Raw genomic sequence first — 15385 nt, 5'->3', positions numbered from 1 at the left:
CCGAACGACATGCTGCTCATCCCCTGCCCGTGGTGCGGGCCCCGCGACGAGGCCGAGTTCCACTACGGCGGCCAGGCACATGTGCCGTACCCGCAGGACCCGTCGGCCCTCACCGACGAGGAGTGGGCCCGGTACCTGTTCTTCCGCGACAACCCGAAGGGCCCCTTCGCCGAACGCTGGAACCACGGCGCGGGCTGCCGCCGCTGGTTCAACGCGGTCCGGGACACGGGGACCAACGAGATCCTGGCGGTGTACCGGGCGGGTGAGGAACGCCCGGTCATAGAGGAGGCGCGGCGCACGCAAACTACGGCTTCGGCTGTTGCTTCGCCTCGGCCGGCACCCTCTGTGCCTACGGCAACTGTCGAACCCCGGCCGGCACCTCCAGCCCGTCCGGCGTTTGAGGACGAGGCCCCTTCAGGGCCGACCGGGGGCCTGGGGGCAGAGCCCCCAGAACTTTCGGGAAGGGGTGGGGTGGGGGAAGAGACCCAGCCGTTCCGCCTCCCCACAGCCGGCCGAATCAACAGAAACACCCACCTCACCTTCACCTTCGACGGCACCGAATACCAGGGCTACCAAGGCGACACCCTCGCCTCAGCCCTCCTCGCCAACGGCATCATCCAAACCGGCACCAGCATCAAACTCGGCCGCCCCCGAGGCATCTTCTCCGCAGGCCCGGAAGAGCCCAACGCCGTCATCCAGATCGAGGCCCCGTTCCCCGAGCCGATGCTCCCCGCCACCACCGTGGAGCTGTACGACGGCCTGGTGGCAACCAGCCTCCCCGGCCAGGGCCGCCTGGCGACCACGCCCGACCCCGCCCGCTACGACGCCGTACACGCCCACTGTGACCTGCTGATCGTCGGCGCGGGCCCCGCAGGCCTCGCAGCCGCGGCCGCCGCCGCCCGTACGGGTGCCCGGGTCATCCTCGCCGACGACCGCCCGGAGCCGGGCGGCAGCCTCCTGGGCACGGGCGAACACCTCGACTGGGTGGCGGAGACCACGGGCCGTCTCGAAGCGGCCCCGGACGTACGGGTCCTGTCCCGCACCACGGTCTTCGGCTACTACGACGACAACCACCTCCTCGCCGTGGAACGCCGCACCAACCACCTCGGCGCGGCCGCCCCCGAGAACGTCTCCCGCGAACGCGTCTGGCGCATCCGCGCCCGCCGGGTCGTCCTCGCGACCGGCGCCCACGAACGCTCCCTGGCCTTCGCGGACAACGACCGCCCCGGCGTGATGCTGGCCGCCTCGGCGCGTACGTACGTGAACCGGCACGGCGTCCTGCCCGGCCGCAGGGCGGTCGTGTTCACGACGAACGACAGCGCGTACGCGGCCGCACTCGACCTCGCTGCGGCGGGCGTCGAGGTGCCGGCGATCGTCGACACCCGCCCCTACCCGGGGGAGTGGGCCGAGCGGGCGAGGGCCGCCGGCATCGAGGTCCTGCCGGGCCACGCCGTGATCGGCACGAAAGCCGACACGACAGGCGACGCGACACCCGATGCGACAGCCGACACGCGCCTGACCGCCGTAAGGGTTGCCCCGTACGAGGGCGAGCCCACAGAGTCCGGCGGAAGCGCGGAGTCCGGCGCAAGCGCGGGCCGGCGGGAGTTCGCCGCCGACCTGCTCCTCGTCTCGGGCGGCTGGAACCCGGTGGCCCACCTGTTCAGCCAGGCGGGCGGCAAGCTCCGCTACGACAACGCGCTCGGCACCTTCGTCCCCGACAGCTGCCGTCAGGCCGTCGAGGTCGCGGGCAGCGCGGCCGGAGCCCTGGACCTGCCCTCGGTCCTCGCCCAGGGCGTGAGCGCGGCCTCCAACGCACTCGCGGCGGAGGGCTACACCCCCGAGGCATCCCACCTCCCCACCCCGGCCGCCGTACCGCCCACCACCCCGCCCATGCACGTGTACGCCATCCCCGACGCCTCCGACACGCACTCCTTCGTCGACCTCCAGCGTGACGTCAGCGTGGACGACCTGGCCCGGGCGACCGGCGCCGGTATGCGGTCGGTCGAGCACACCAAGCGCTACACGACCGCGGGCACCGCCAACGACCAGGGCAAGACGTCCGGCGTGCTGGCCAGCGGTATCGTCGCCGCGCTGCTCGGCGTCGACATCTCGGCGCTCGGCACGACCACGTTCCGGCCGCCGTACACGCCCGTCTCCTTCGCCACCCTCGCGGGCCGCGACCGGGGCGCGCTGCACGACCCGATCCGGACGACCGCACTGCACGCCTGGCACGTCGAGCACGGCGCGCTCTTCGAGAACGTCGGCCAGTGGAAGCGCCCCTGGTACTACCCCCGGGCCGGCGAGGACATGGAGGCGGCCGTCCTGCGCGAGTGCGCCGCCGCCCGCGACAGCGTCGCCTTCATGGACGCCTCCACCCTCGGCAAGATCGACGTCCAGGGCCCGGACGCGGGCGCCTTCCTCGACCTGCTCTACACCAACATGATGAGCACCCTGAAGGTCGGCATGATCCGCTACGGCGTGATGTGCCGCCCGGACGGCATGGTCTTCGACGACGGAACCGTCATCCGGGTCGCCCCCGACCGCTTCCTGGTCACCACGACGACGGGCAACGCCGCCGCCGTACTGGACTGGATGGAGGAGTGGTCCCAGACCGAGTGGCCGGACCTGCGCGTCCACTGCACGTCCGTCACCGAACAGTGGGCCACGGTGGCTCTCGTCGGCCCGCGCTCCCGGGACGTCCTCGGCTCCCTCGCGCCCCAACTGGCCGTGGAGAACGCCGACTTCCCGTTCATGGCGTGGCGCGAGACGCCGGTCGCGGGCATCGACGCCCGGGTCTGCAGGATCAGCTTCTCCGGCGAACTGGCCTACGAGATCAACGTGTCGCCGTGGGAGGCCCGCGCCCTCTGGGAAGCGCTGTACGAGGCCGGCGCCCCGTACGGCATCACCCCCTACGGCACGGAGACCATGCACGTCCTGCGCGCCGAGAAGGGCTACCCGATCATCGGCCAGGACACCGACGGCACCGTCACCCCGCAGGACCTCGGCATGAGCTGGGTGGTGTCGAAGAAGAAGCCCGACTTCATCGGCAAGCGGTCGTACGCCCGTGCCGACGCCGTCCGCCCCGACCGCAAGCACCTGGTCGGCCTGCTCCCGGACGACCCCGGCGCCTTCCTCCCCGAGGGCACACAGCTGGTTGCCGACAGCGAGCTGCCCGCGCCGCCCGTGCCGATGCTCGGCCATGTGACCTCCAGCTACCGCAGCGCGGCCCTCGGCCGGACCTTCGCGCTCGCCCTGATCAAGGGCGGCCGGGAACGCGTCGGCGAACGCCTGTACGCACCCGTGGGTGACCGGCTGGTCCCGGTGACCGTCGCGAGCCCTGTCCTCTACGACCCCGAGGGAGCCCGCCGAGATGGCTGACACCACCACCCTGAGCGCCGCCCGGCCCTCCTTGTCCGCCCCGTCCCCCCTGTCCGCCGTGTCGCCGGTGTCACCTCTGGCCGACGCCGCCGACCGGCTGGCTGCCGCGACCCGCGCCTCCGGGGGTGCGATCCGGCTGGCGGAACTCCCCTTCCTGACCCAGCTCGACGTGCGCCTCGACGCCAAGGGCGCGGCGGCGGACGCCATCGGGCTCGCGCTGGACCTCCCGCTGCCCCCTGCCCCCAACACCGTCGTCCACGCGGGGGAGTTGGTCGCCCTGTGGCTGGGCCCGGACGAGTGGCTGCTCGTGGGCCCGCCCGGCGGCGAACGGGACCTGGAGAGCCGTGTCAGAGAGGCGGCCGGAGACGAGCCGGTCTCCGTCGTCGACGTCTCCGCCCAGCGCACCACCCTCCTCGTCACGGGCCCCCGAGCCCGCGATCTGCTGGCCCATGGCTGCGCCCTGGACCTCCACCCGCGTGCCTTCGGACCCGGCCGCTGTGCCCAGACGACGCTGGGCCGCACCCAGGTGGTACTGGTCGCCCGGGACGAGGCCAGGGCCGGATTCTGGGTGCTGGTCCGCTCGTCCTTCGCCGGCTACCTGACGGACTGGCTGCTCGACGCGGCCATGGAGTACGTGGGGACGTAGTATGCGGGGCCGGTTCGTGGGGCCGGAGTTCATGGATCGACGCGGCGCACGCAGACCGCCGGGTGGCGCGGGGCGGGGCCCGCTGGCGTACCGCGGGCGGGCTGGGGCGTCGGAGCGGCGCGGTGGAGGCGGTGCCGTCGACGGCGGCGCCGATCGTCGCCGACCTGGCCTCGCGGGCACCGGAGTTGCAATACCAGGTGCGCCTCAGCTTGTTCTTGCGAGGAACCCCAGGGCTTCAGCCCTGGGAGGAACCGCATCCTCGTGTTCGCGGCGCGGAGCGCCGCGGTACCCGTGCATGTTTGGCGGCGAAGCGGCTGAGCATCGTGTCCGGCGGAGCCGGTACTGCGTCCATGTGGTGGCGGGTTCACTCGGTCGGGTGATGCATGGTGAACGCACGGTGGGCAGTCGTACACATATATAGATTAGTGATCGTGAAGCTGGTGGTGCAGATCAGGCTGTTGCCGACGCCGGGGCAGGCGGCGGCACCTGAGGCGACCCTGCGCGCCTGCAACGAGGCGGCCACCTGGGCCAGTGAAGTCGCGTTCGAGAAGGATGTGAAGCGGAACTTCGCGCTGCGTGAACACACCTACGGCGAGATCAAGGCTCGCTGGGGACTGGGCGCGCAGGCCGCCCAACACGTCGTGAAGAAGACGTGCGATGCGTATGCCACGCTCAAGGCCAACCTCAAGGCCGGGAACCTCGGCAGGCGCGGCTCGAAGCGCTACCGCCGGGCCACCGAGAAACCGATCGCCTTCCGTCCGGAAGGGGCGCAGCCGTACGACGACCGAATGCTGTCCTGGCAGGTTCCCGAGCGGCGGATCTCGATCTGGACCGTCTGCGGACGGGTCAAGGACGTCGCGTTCACCGCCTCACCGGAGCAGCTGGCCACCCTGGCCCTGTACCGCAAGGGCGAATCGGACCTGCTGTGCCGGGACGGCATGTGGTTCCTGAACGCCACCTGCGAGGTGCCCGAAGCCCCACCGAACACCGAACCGCATGACTTCCTCGGTATCGACCTGGGCATCGTCAACATCGCCACCACCAGTGACGGCGAGATCATGGCAGGGCGCGACCTCAACCGCATCCGCACCCGGGAGCGGAAGCTGCGCACCAAGCTGCAGAAGAAGAACACCCCGTCCGCCAGGCGCCGGCTGAAGAAACGGCGCCGCAAAGAGGCGCGGCGGGCACGGGACATCAACCACAAGATCGCGAAACATGTGGTGGCCGAGGCAGAACGCACCGGTCGCGGAATCGCCCTGGAGAACCTGACGGGCATCCACGAGCGGGTACGGCTTCGCAAGCCCCAACGGGCCACCCACTCCAGCTGGGCCTTCGCCCAGCTCGGCAGCTTCATCGCGTACAAGGCCCGCAAGGCCGGGGTGCCGGTGGTGCACGTCGATCCGGCGTACACCTCGCGCACCTGCGCCGAGTGCGGCCACATCGACAAGGCGAACCGGGTCTCCCAGGCCTGGTTCGCGTGCCGGTCCTGCGGATTCGTTGATCACGCGGACCGGAACGGCTCCCGCAACATCCGCGCGAGAGCGTGGGAGTTGTGGCGACGCGGGGCGCAGTCAACCGCCCCAGGCCCACCCCCGGAACCGAGGCGTGGGACAGGACGCAAACGCAGCGCCACAGCCAGTGACGCCCGTTGTGCAAGCCCCGGACTTTAGTCCTGGGTCGTTGACCAGTACCGGGACCTTCCCGGTCACCGTCTTCCGGCTGCCGTCGCTCGACGAGCGGGGGCAGCGGCGGCTGGCGGTGTCGCTCGACGACCAGCCGGTGACGGTCCTGTCCGGACAGTCCGTCGCCACCGGAAACCGGGGCGACGCCTGGGCCCGCAACGTGGAGGACGGCGTCGAGAGACTCACGGCCACGGTGACCGTCACCGAACCCGGCGAGCGCGAACTGCGCCTCTTCATGGTCGATGCGGCGATCGCCGTGGACCAGGTCGTCATCGACACGGGAGGCCTGCCGGTCAGCTATCTGGCTCCGCCGGAGAGCTGGCACCCTGTGTTCAGCCCCGGTCCGCGAGTGGAGTAGCCGGACAGCGAGCCGGGCAGCGGGCTGGCGTACATCGGATCTATCTTCGGCTTGACCTTTATATTGACGCACCCATGGTCTAGTCCTACGCTCCACCCGGAAGATAGATCCGATGAATCGCCATTCCCGGAAAGGTCATTTGGCATGCCCATGACCCCATCGAGGCGCACGGTTCTGACGGCCGGAGGCTTACTCGCCTCGGGCGCGTTCTGGTCGACGACCGGATCGACGGCCTCCGCGACTCCTGCGGCCGTCACTGCGTCCCCCACGGACGGCTGGACGAAGACGGCGTTCACGTACGCCATGCAGAAGCCGTGGAACCTGGACCTGAGCGACCGCTACAGCAACAGCGGCGGTGTCCACCGCATGTGGGTGTACGACACCGACGAGCCCCTCTCGCAGGGCAGTTCCACCGACCCGCGCACCGAGATGCGCTGGCAGCAGCAGTACACCTCCGGCCGGCACATGTGGGACGCCGACGTGTACCTCCCGGCCGGTACGAACGGCGCGACCTTCGTGCAGATCCTCCGCGTGATCCACCCCGACGGCACCCCGGCCACGGACTTCATGCTCAACGCGTACAGCGCGAACGGCGGCACCGTACGGGCGTACGACAGCACGGTCCTCAGGACCGGCGCGTACGACACCTGGTTCAACGTCAAGCTCGCGCACGACGCCTCGGCCGGCAGCGTCAAGGTCTACTTCGACGACGCGCTGGTGCTGACCCGGGATGATCGCGGCCCGGCCACCCGCCACTTCAAGAACGGCGTCTACCACCACGGCAGCGGCCGGGCCGAGGCCCGCTTCCGCAACATCACCTACTGGACCCGGTGAGTGCCGTGCGGAGACGAACGGCACTCACCGCGCTCGGCGGGCTCGGCCTCGCCGCCGTCCTGCCCGGGCAGGCCAGGGCCGCCGACGAGGTCCTCTTCCAGAACCGCGGCAGCGTCGAGGGCTGGGACTACGCCTACACCCAGAAGGCCGGCACCATCGAGACCGTCGACTCGCCCACGTACAAAGGCGCGAACGCGCTCGCGGCGACCCAGACCTACGTCGACGAGACCGGCGGCTACCACTCCGAGGTGATCCGGCGCGGCGCGCAGAGCGTCGGCGAGGACCGGTACTACGGCCAGGCGATCCGCCTCGGGTCCGGCTGGACCTTCCACGACCAGAACGTCACCTTCCAGCAGTGGTCGCCCGAAGACCCGGAAGGGCCCTGGCTGTTGATGTTCGTCATCGGCTCGGAGATCCGGTTCGGCGGTTCCGGGGGCATCAAGGGCACCGCCGGGTCGATCAGCGGCCTGCGGGACACCTGGATCCGCGTCGTCACCCGGCTGAAGCTCGACGGCGACGGCCGGGGCGCCTTCGAGGTGTGGCTGAACGGTACGAGGACGGTGAGCCGGACCGGCATCACCGTGCTGCCGTCCACCTCGCAGACGATCCGCTGGTCCAACGGGATCTACTGCACCGCCTGGCGCGACGGCACACCAAGCGGCCCGCGGACCCTGACGATCCTGCACGACAACCACCGGATCGCCTCGACCTACGCCCTGGCCGAACCGGCCAACTGGTCCTGACGCAGCCCCATCGCCCCACTCCTCCCTCCCTCCCCCACTCACCTTCTGGAGGTACCCGCATGACCTCTCGTAGAGCAGTGCTCGGCTCGGCACTGGGCGGTACGACGCTTGCCGCCCTGCCCGGAGTCGCCCAGGCCGGAGTCGCCCAAGCCGCTCCCGCCGGTCCGGCAGGGGCTGCCGCCGTCCGTCGCCCCTGGAAGCTCCGCAACCGCATGGACTCGGACACGGCCTGGTCCGGCTTCCTGCGCAAGCAGGACCTGCTGTGGCGCCGGCTGCCCACGCTGTGGCACGAGGGACCGTTCCTGGGGGACGGGCGCCTCGGCAGCATGGTGTACCAGGAGCCGGGCGTGAACGCGATCCGCTTCACCGTCCAGCACGGCGAAGTCCAGGACCACCGACCGGAGTTCGGCAGCGGCTGGGGCACCTGCCGGCTCCCCGTGGGACACCTGACCCTGGACCCGGTCGGCACCATCACCGCCGTGGACTGGCGGCTGAGCCTGTGGAACGCCGAACTGACCGGCACGATCTCCACGGACAAGGGCACCCTGACCCTCGCCGCCCTCATCCACGACGGCGTGCTGGCCGCCCGTGTCACGGCCGCCGGCGACGAGAAGGTCCACTGGACGTTCCACCCGGAGGAGGCGATCAGCCCCCGCAAGATCAGCGAGGCCCCACCGGCGGACTACGTCGCGAACCCGCCCTGGACCACCGGGACCACCGGCGGCGTCGAGCAGGTCCTCCAGCCCCTGACCGGCGGTGGCCAGACCGCCACGGCGTACCGACGCTCGGGCGACACCCTCCTGCTCACCGTCGCCCACAGCCACCCCTCGAACACCAGGGCGGGGGAGGACTCGCTGAAGAAGATCCAGAAGATTCCGACGATCCGGCAGGCCCTGGGAATCGCCCCGTACACAGCCCTGCGCACCTCGCACACCCGCGCCTGGCACGCGTACTACCGCAAGAGCTTCGTCTCGTTCCCCGACGAGCGGCTGCAGAGCTTCCACTGGATCCAGCTCTACAAGGTCGCGTCGGCGAGTGTCGCGGGCGGCCCGCCGATGGCCACCTGCGGCCCCTGGCTGGAGCCCACGCCCTGGCCGGCGGTGTGGTGGAACCTCAACATCCAGCTGGAGTACTGGCTGATCCACGGCTCCAACCACCTGGAACTCGACTCGCTGGCCACCACCGTCCGCCAGAACCAGGAACAGCTCACCACGAACGTGGCCGCCGCCTACCGCTCGGACAGCGCCGGAGTGGGCCGCAGCTCCGACATGTTCGCCAACCGGAGCGTGGGCAGGCCCGGCACGGGCGCCGAAGTGGGCGACCTGACCTGGGCCCTGCACAACGTGTGGCTGAGCTACCGCCACAGCATGGACGAGAAGCTGCTGCGCGACACCGTCTTCCCCGTGCTCCGCCGAGCGGTCAACTACTACCTGCACTTCCTTGAGCCAGGAGACGACGGCAAGCTGCACCTTCCGTCGACGCTCTCCCCGGAGTACCCGGTGGTCCCCCCGCAGGACACCAACTACGACCTGGCGCTCATCCGTTGGGGCTGCACCACACTCCTGGAGGCGGCCGAGCGCCTGGGCGTCGACGACCCCCTCGCCCCGCGCTGGCAGGAGACCCTGGCCAGGCTGACGCCGTACCCGGTGGACGGCAACGGCTTCATGATCGGCGCCGACACCCCGTACGCGCAGTCCCATCGCCACTACTCCCACCTGCTGATGGTGTACCCGCTGTACCAGGTCAACTGGGACCAGCCGGAGCAGCGCGAGCTGATCGAGAAGTCGGTCGTCCGCTGGCACGCGCTGACCGGCGCCCACCGCGGCTACAGCTACACGGGCGCCGCGTCGATCTACGCGATGATGGGCCGCGGCGACACGGCCCTGACCTACCTGAAGAAGTTCTTCGACCCCACGACGCGCTACCCGTGCCGGGCCAACACCCACTACACGGAGGCCGGCCCGGTCATCGAGACCCCGCTGTCGGCGTCCCAGTCCCTGCACGACATGCTCTGCCAGAGCTGGGGAGGCGTCGTACGGATCTTCCCGGCCGTCCCGCCCACCTGGCCGGACGTCACCCTCCACGACTTCCGCACCCAGGGCGCCTTCCTGGTCAGCGCGGCCCGTAAGGGGGGCGCCACGCGCTTCATCCGGATCCGGAGCCTGGCCGGGGAACCGCTGCGCCTGCGCCACGACCTGTCCGGCGGCCCGCTGACAGCCCTCCTGGACGACGGCACCCCGGCCCACACCCACACCTCGGAGGACGGCACCCTCACGATCGACCTGGCCAAGGGCCGGGAGGTCCTGCTGTACGCGGGTGAGCGCCCCGACCTGGTGATCGACGCGGTGCCGCTGGTGGAGCGGGGGGAGGCTTGGGGGCTGCCGTAGGCCCGGCACCGGCCCCGGCACCGGTGAGCCGCCGGTCCGTCCCTGTCATCGAGGAGTGCCAAGGCCCTCTCCTCGATGACAGGGACGTCGCTCACCGTCTGCCGGTGGCCCGACAGCCTGGCGTCACTTCAGGTGTCGGGTGAAGAACTGGGCCGCGGCGTCGCCCGCGAACTGCGGGACGCCGGTGTGCCCGCCCATGTTGGCGTGCAGCGTCTTCTCCTTGGAGCCGAAGGCGTCGAACAGGTCCAGGGCCGCCTGGCGCTCGTTGCCTTCGTCGTCCCACTGCAGCAGGACGTGCAGAGGAATGGTTACCTGCCGGGCCTCCTCGAACATGACGCGAGGGACGAAACTCCCGGCGAACAGAACAGCGGCCGAGATGCGCGGCTCGACCACCGCCAGCCGGGTCCCGATGGAGATCACTCCCCCCGAGTACCCGACCGGGCCGCTGACGTCGGGCAGAGCGAGGAGTGCGTCCAGGGCGGCCTGCCATTCCGGGACGGCCTTTTCGACCAGCGGGAGGACGAGGGCGTCGACGATCTCGTCGCTCACCCGCTCGCCGGCCTCCATCGCCCGGCGCAGGTCGGCGCGGGCCTCCTCGAGGGCGGGCCAACGGGGCCGGTCGCCGTTTCCCGGGAGCTCGATGGTCGCCGTGGCGAAGCCGTCCGCCGCGGCCTGCCGGGCGCGGGCCGACAGCCGGGGGTACATCTTGCGCAGCCCGAGAGGAGGGTGGCCGAGCAGGATCAGCGGCGCCGGTGCGGACGTGGATGCGGAGCCGGGCGTCCACAGGATGCCGGGAATCTCGCCGAGGGTGAATTCGCGTTCGAGGACACCGTCGTCGAGACGCTGTTCGGAAGTGAATCGCATGGTCGTGCCTTTCGGGAGTTCGCTTGAACGGCGCTCCCGGACGACGACCTATCGCCCGACCGTGACCCCGGAGGGGAGCACCCATGTAGATACAGCGTTCACGGGTACCACCTCCTCGTTCTCTCGCACGGCCACCGGAAAGGTAGCAGCGGCCACCGCGGCCCGCCAACGGGTTTTCGTCAGCTGACACGCGGCCCCGCACCGCGCCCCTCGTCCGGTCGCCTGGATTCCGTGACGGGCGCGGCGGGCGTGGCCGGTGTGGTGGGCGCGGTGGTGACCGGAGTGACCGTCTCGCCCTGGATGACTCGGGGAGCCGAGCCCGTCTCCGGCCCCTCCTCCTTCTCGTCGTCCTTCGCGGCGCGTGCCTCGGCCTTGAGGATCCGGGCCGACTTCCCTGCCGAGCGGGCCAGTTCAGGGAGTTTCTTCGCCGCGAGGACGGCTATGACGACGATGAGGATGACGGCCAGTTCGCTCAGTCCGAACACTGGGTTCCTGTTCCTGGGGAGGGCCGGAGGCGGGCGGCGAGTGCCGGCCTCGGTCAGATGCTGACGCCGAAGTCGGAGGCGATCCCGGCCAGTCCGGAGGCGTAACCCTGGCCGACCGCGCGGAACTTCCACTCGGCACCGTTGCGGTACAGCTCGCCGAAGACCATCGCGGTCTCGGAGGAGGCGTCCTCGGACAGGTCGTAACGCGCGATCTCCTGCCCGCCGGCCTGGTTGACGACCCGGATGAAGGCACCCCGGACCTGGCCGAAGCTCTGGCCGCGGTTGTCGGCGTCGTGGATGGAGACCGGGAAGACGATCCGGTCGACCTCGGAGGGTACGCCCGCCAGGTTCACCTTGATCGACTCGTCGTCGCCCTCGCCCTCACCCGTGAGGTTGTCCCCCGTGTGCTCGACGGACCCGTCCGGGCTGGTGAGGTTGTTGTAGAAGACGAAGTGCCGGTCCGAGAGGACCTTGCCGGAGGCGTCCAGGAGCAGGGCGGAGGCGTCGAGGTCGAAGTCGGTGCCGGTGGTCGTCCGGACGTCCCAGCCCAGGCCGACCAGTACGGCGGTCAAGCCCGGAGCCTCCTTGCTGAGCGAGACGTTGCCGCCCTTGGACAGGGAAACTCCCATGGTTTTCCTCCTGGTTGAGATCCTGGGGGTGCGGTCGCATGTGCGGTTGCCCCGGAACGCAATCTACATCACTGTAGAAACAGTGCGAGGTGCGATTGCGGGTGCGAGGCCCCGGGTGGCCTTGCGTCCTGGCGGCCTTACGCCCGGGTGTCCTTACGATGGAGCGCCCGTGAAGTACGCGGCAGCGGAAGGGAGACAGGGCGTGACGAATCACCGGCAGCCTCCCCGGCGACGGGGACAGGGTGAACTGGAGGCGTTGGTGCTGTCCGCGCTGCGCGAGGCGGACGGACCGGCGACGGCGGGCTGGGTGCGGGAGCGCCTGGGCAGTGGCCTCGCCTATACGACCGTCATCACGATCCTCACGCGGCTGCTGACCAAGGGGGCGGTCACCCGCGAACGGGCCGGCCGGTCCTTCGCCTGGCTGCCCGTGGCGGACCAGGCCGGCCTGGCCGCCCACAAGATGCGCCGGGTGCTGGACAACGAGGGCGACAGACAGGCCGTGCTGGCGAGTTTCGTCACCGGTCTCGGTCCCGACGACGAGCGACTGCTGCGCGAACTTCTGGGCCGGTCCCCTGACAGTCGGGGAGACTGACACTTCATGGGGGTCTTCGTCTTTCTGCCGTTGGTGCTGCCGCTGACGGCATGGCCGGTCGCCCGCCTCGCCGAGCAGCACCTCCATCCGCGTACCGCGACCCGGCTGCTGACCGGCGTGGCCGCAGTGATGGCCGTGTGCAGCACGGTGTGCCTGGCGCTGCTGATGGTGGTCGGCACCGCCCAACTCCCCGGCAACCCGCTGCCCGACGGCTGGTCGGACCCCGAGGTGCGCGAAGCCGTCCCCTACGACGAGGTCGTCGGCAAGGCGGCCATCCCCGCCCTGTGCGCGGTAGCTCTGGCCTGTACCCGGACCCTGTGGCGGCACCGCCGGACCCGCCGTCGAGCTCACCGTGCTCTGGCCGGGCTGCCGGCCACGGAGGTCGCGGTCCTGCCCGACACGGCTCCCTACGCGTACGCACTGCCCGGCGGCGGTCGCGACCGGATCGTCGTGACCACCGCGCTGCTCGACTCCCTGGAACCGGCCGAGCGCCGAGCCCTGTTCGCCCACGAGCGCGCCCACCTCGCCGCCCGCCACCACCGCCACCTGCTCGCCGTACAACTGGCCGCCCGCGCCAACCCGTTCCTGCAGCCCCTGCGTACGGCCGTGTCGTACACGGCGGAGCGATGGGCCGACGAGGACGCGGCACACGTGGTCGGCAGCCGTCGTGACGTGGCGCGGGCGATCGGCAAGGCCGCGCTGGTCGCCGGTTCCCGTGGCACACCTCTGGCCACGCTCGCCGGCTTCGCCGCGCCGGGGCCGGTGCCGCGCAGGGTGGCGGCCCTGCTCGGACCCGCACCAGTGGGGCGCCGCTGGCCGTCGGTGTTCACCACGGTCGGCCTGGCGACCTGGGGTGCTGCGGCGGGTACGGCCGTTTCGGCGATGTCGTCCGCGAACTCCGCCGTGACCATGATCTTCATCCTCCACGCGGCCACGCCCCTCTGACCCGCCGGGTGCGGGCCGTGCCGCTCGGAGGTGGAACCAGAGGTCGGATCAGAGGTCGAACTCGTGCGGCGGCAGGTCCAGGGAGAAGCACGCCTCGCGTACGACGGCCTGCTCGGTCTTGTCGAAGTCGCCGTCCGCGCCACCGATGACGATGCCGATCTGGATCACGGCACGAGCCTCGGCCGGCTTCTTCTTGGCCTTGGCGATCTCCTGGAGCACGCTCACCTTGCCGAACGCGAAGTCGGCGGTCAGCTTGTTGAGGTTCTCGTCGAAGCGCCGCTGCAGGTCCATCGCGTCGAAGTTCTGCAGCACCTCGTTGGTGGCGATCAGCTGAGCCACCCGCTGGCGCTCCGAGGGGTCGATGCTGCCGTCGGCGGCGGCGACCAGGGCGCACATCGCCATGCTCGCGTCGCGGAAGGCACCGCTCTTGAGGTCGTTCTTCTTCGCCACGAGCTGAGTCTGCATCGTCGACGCGGACTCCTTGAAGCGGTCCCACAGGGCCATGAGAACTCCAGGGTGTCAAAATGGATCAAGATCAACAGCACGGTATACAGCGCGGTTCTACAGCACGGTCTACAGCAACGTAGAAACTAACCGCCGGGCGGATAAGTTCCGCCGAGCCCCGTCATTTCTCCCGCTGCTCTTCCGGCTCCTCCCGCTCTCCTCCCTACCCCTCTTCCTCTTCCTCGTCGCCCTCGAAGAAGTCCCCGACCTCGTCCACGACTTCGGCCGCGACCATCCCGCCGACCACGCCGACGGCGAGGCCGGCCGCGCCCGCCGCGACGACGGTTCCCATGCCGGGGCCGGAACGGTGGCTGCCGTGATGGTCGTCGTAGCCGTGGTGTCCGCCGTGCTCGCCGTGACCGGCGTACGGGTCGCTGTGGCCGTAGGCGCCCTGAGAGCCGTACGACGCCCGGTGCTCGACCAACTGACGGATCCAGCCGTCGACTTCGGTGTTCCAGTCGCGGACGTCGTGATGGCCGACCGTGAACCGGGTGACCGCGTCATGGCCCTCGGAGAAGAAGCCGCCGCGCTTGTCGGCCTCCAGCACCACCTCCATGCCGCCCGGGCCCGCGAGGAAGGTCAGCTCGATCTCGTTGACCTGGTGGGCGTACTGCGGGGCCGGGGTGAGTTCGAGCTCCTGGTAGAAGGGGAGCTGCTGGCCGGTGCCGTGAACGCGCCCGTATTCGAGGTCGGCCGACTTGAAGCCGAACCCGAGTTGGCCGAGAGCTTCGAGGATTGCCTCCTGGGCCGGGAGCGGTGCGACGGTCAGCTGGTCCAGGTCGCCCTTGTCCTTGGCGCCGGCGACCGCCAGCTCGGTACGCGCGCCGAGGACGATGCCCAGGCCCTGCCCGTACAACTCGGTGACGGGGGTCTCCCACGGCAGCACCACGGTGAAGGGCACGCTGCGTGTTTCGCCCTCGCCGAGCCGGAAGCCGCCGCCGACGGTGAAACGGGAGAAGACGACGACGCCCTCGCTCTCGCCCTCCTCGTGCTCGGCCTCGACCCGTGCCACCAGCTCAAGGGTGATGTGGTCGATGTCGAAGTCGGCGTTGCCACCCTTGAGGTGGACCTGGCCGGTGAGAGTGGAGCCGGGCCGGGCGGGGGCGGGGTCGAGGACCGTGTCGACCGTGGGGCCGCCCACGCCGAGCGAGCCGAGCAGTCGTTTGAACACCATCGGGGCGTTCACTCCTTCACATGCGTTCGTTCGCTGGTTCGTTCCGGGCCCGAGGCCCTTCTACAGTCACGTAGAAGGATAGGGTCGGCGGCGCGAGGGGCGAGTGCGCTCAAGGTCCGAGACGTGGAAACGGCCGAAAACCGGTTCTCCGTATCGTGACCCTG

General features: G+C 70.4%; 15 protein-coding genes. 10 read left to right on the top strand and 5 right to left on the bottom strand.

Annotated features, from left to right (window positions below; all coding sequences use genetic code 11):
* The first annotated feature begins 9 nt into the window (after window positions 1-9).
* The 8 genes from OG241_RS19935 to OG241_RS19900 all read left to right on the top strand — a co-directional run bounded on the left by OG241_RS19935 (window position 10) and on the right by OG241_RS19900 (window position 10028).
* Window positions 10-3378, top strand: coding sequence for a sarcosine oxidase subunit delta family protein (locus OG241_RS19935; RefSeq protein WP_405816889.1), 3369 nt, complete (start codon window positions 10-12; stop codon window positions 3376-3378).
* Window positions 3371-4024 carry a sarcosine oxidase subunit gamma gene (locus tag OG241_RS19930; protein WP_405816888.1) on the top strand — a complete coding sequence of 218 codons (654 nt, stop codon included), beginning with the start codon at window positions 3371-3373 and terminating at the stop codon, window positions 4022-4024. Before OG241_RS19935 ends, OG241_RS19930 begins: the two co-directional genes overlap by 8 nt.
* The gene (locus OG241_RS19925; protein ID WP_405826316.1) at window positions 3940-4404 is read left to right on the top strand and encodes a hypothetical protein; all 465 of its coding nucleotides are present in this window, start codon (window positions 3940-3942) and stop codon (window positions 4402-4404) included. Before OG241_RS19930 ends, OG241_RS19925 begins: the two co-directional genes overlap by 85 nt.
* A gap of 51 nt (window positions 4405-4455) precedes the next feature.
* Window positions 4456-5694 (top strand): RNA-guided endonuclease InsQ/TnpB family protein, encoded by a 1239-nt coding sequence (locus OG241_RS19920; RefSeq protein ID WP_405816887.1) that lies wholly within the window; start codon window positions 4456-4458, stop codon window positions 5692-5694.
* A 10-nt stretch (window positions 5695-5704) separates the two neighbouring features.
* On the top strand, window positions 5705-6064 hold the full coding sequence (locus OG241_RS19915; protein ID WP_405816886.1) for a hypothetical protein: 360 nt from the start codon (window positions 5705-5707) through the stop codon (window positions 6062-6064).
* Window positions 6065-6208: 144 nt separating this feature from the next.
* The gene (locus OG241_RS19910; protein ID WP_405816885.1) at window positions 6209-6898 is read left to right on the top strand and encodes a polysaccharide lyase family 7 protein; all 690 of its coding nucleotides are present in this window, start codon (window positions 6209-6211) and stop codon (window positions 6896-6898) included.
* 5 nt (window positions 6899-6903) lie between these two features.
* Entirely contained in the window at window positions 6904-7641 is a 738-nt protein-coding gene (locus OG241_RS19905) for a heparin lyase I family protein (protein ID WP_405816884.1), read from the top strand.
* Window positions 7642-7700: 59 nt separating this feature from the next.
* Complete coding sequence (locus OG241_RS19900) at window positions 7701-10028, top strand: glycosyl hydrolase family 95 catalytic domain-containing protein (protein WP_405816883.1); 2328 nt, start codon at window positions 7701-7703, stop codon at window positions 10026-10028.
* A gap of 123 nt (window positions 10029-10151) precedes the next feature.
* Here OG241_RS19900 and OG241_RS19895 read toward each other — a convergent pair whose 3' ends face one another.
* The 3 genes from OG241_RS19895 to OG241_RS19885 form a co-directional block, all read right to left on the bottom strand.
* A complete protein-coding gene (locus OG241_RS19895) occupies window positions 10152-10892 on the bottom strand; it encodes an alpha/beta hydrolase (protein ID WP_405816882.1) in 741 nt (246 codons plus the stop codon).
* A gap of 179 nt (window positions 10893-11071) precedes the next feature.
* A complete protein-coding gene (locus OG241_RS19890; protein WP_405816881.1) occupies window positions 11072-11377 on the bottom strand; it encodes a twin-arginine translocase TatA/TatE family subunit in 306 nt (101 codons plus the stop codon).
* Between the two features lie 53 nt (window positions 11378-11430).
* Window positions 11431-12006, bottom strand: coding sequence for a TerD family protein (locus tag OG241_RS19885; RefSeq protein ID WP_405816880.1), 576 nt, complete (start codon window positions 12004-12006; stop codon window positions 11431-11433).
* 202 nt (window positions 12007-12208) lie between these two features.
* Here OG241_RS19885 and OG241_RS19880 point away from each other — a divergent pair, with 202 nt between their 5' ends.
* The gene (locus OG241_RS19880; RefSeq protein WP_319090065.1) at window positions 12209-12598 is read left to right on the top strand and encodes a BlaI/MecI/CopY family transcriptional regulator; all 390 of its coding nucleotides are present in this window, start codon (window positions 12209-12211) and stop codon (window positions 12596-12598) included.
* Window positions 12599-12604: 6 nt separating this feature from the next.
* A complete protein-coding gene (locus OG241_RS19875; protein WP_405816879.1) occupies window positions 12605-13543 on the top strand; it encodes a M56 family metallopeptidase in 939 nt (312 codons plus the stop codon).
* A 48-nt stretch (window positions 13544-13591) separates the two neighbouring features.
* Here the strand turns inward: OG241_RS19875 and OG241_RS19870 are convergent, their stop codons facing one another.
* Entirely contained in the window at window positions 13592-14047 is a 456-nt protein-coding gene (locus OG241_RS19870) for a tellurite resistance TerB family protein (RefSeq protein ID WP_405816878.1), read from the bottom strand.
* Window positions 14048-14210: 163 nt separating this feature from the next.
* On the bottom strand, window positions 14211-15221 hold the full coding sequence (locus OG241_RS19865; RefSeq protein ID WP_405816877.1) for a sporulation protein: 1011 nt from the start codon (window positions 15219-15221) through the stop codon (window positions 14211-14213).
* Window positions 15222-15385: the final 164 nt, after the last annotated feature.

This window comes from Streptomyces sp. NBC_01390 (genome assembly GCF_045040105.1).
In the GTDB taxonomy this organism is placed as follows: domain Bacteria; phylum Actinomycetota; class Actinomycetes; order Streptomycetales; family Streptomycetaceae; genus Streptomyces.
The sequence above is the reverse complement of the archived record's forward strand: the minus strand, read 5'-3'. Positions and strand labels throughout refer to the sequence as shown.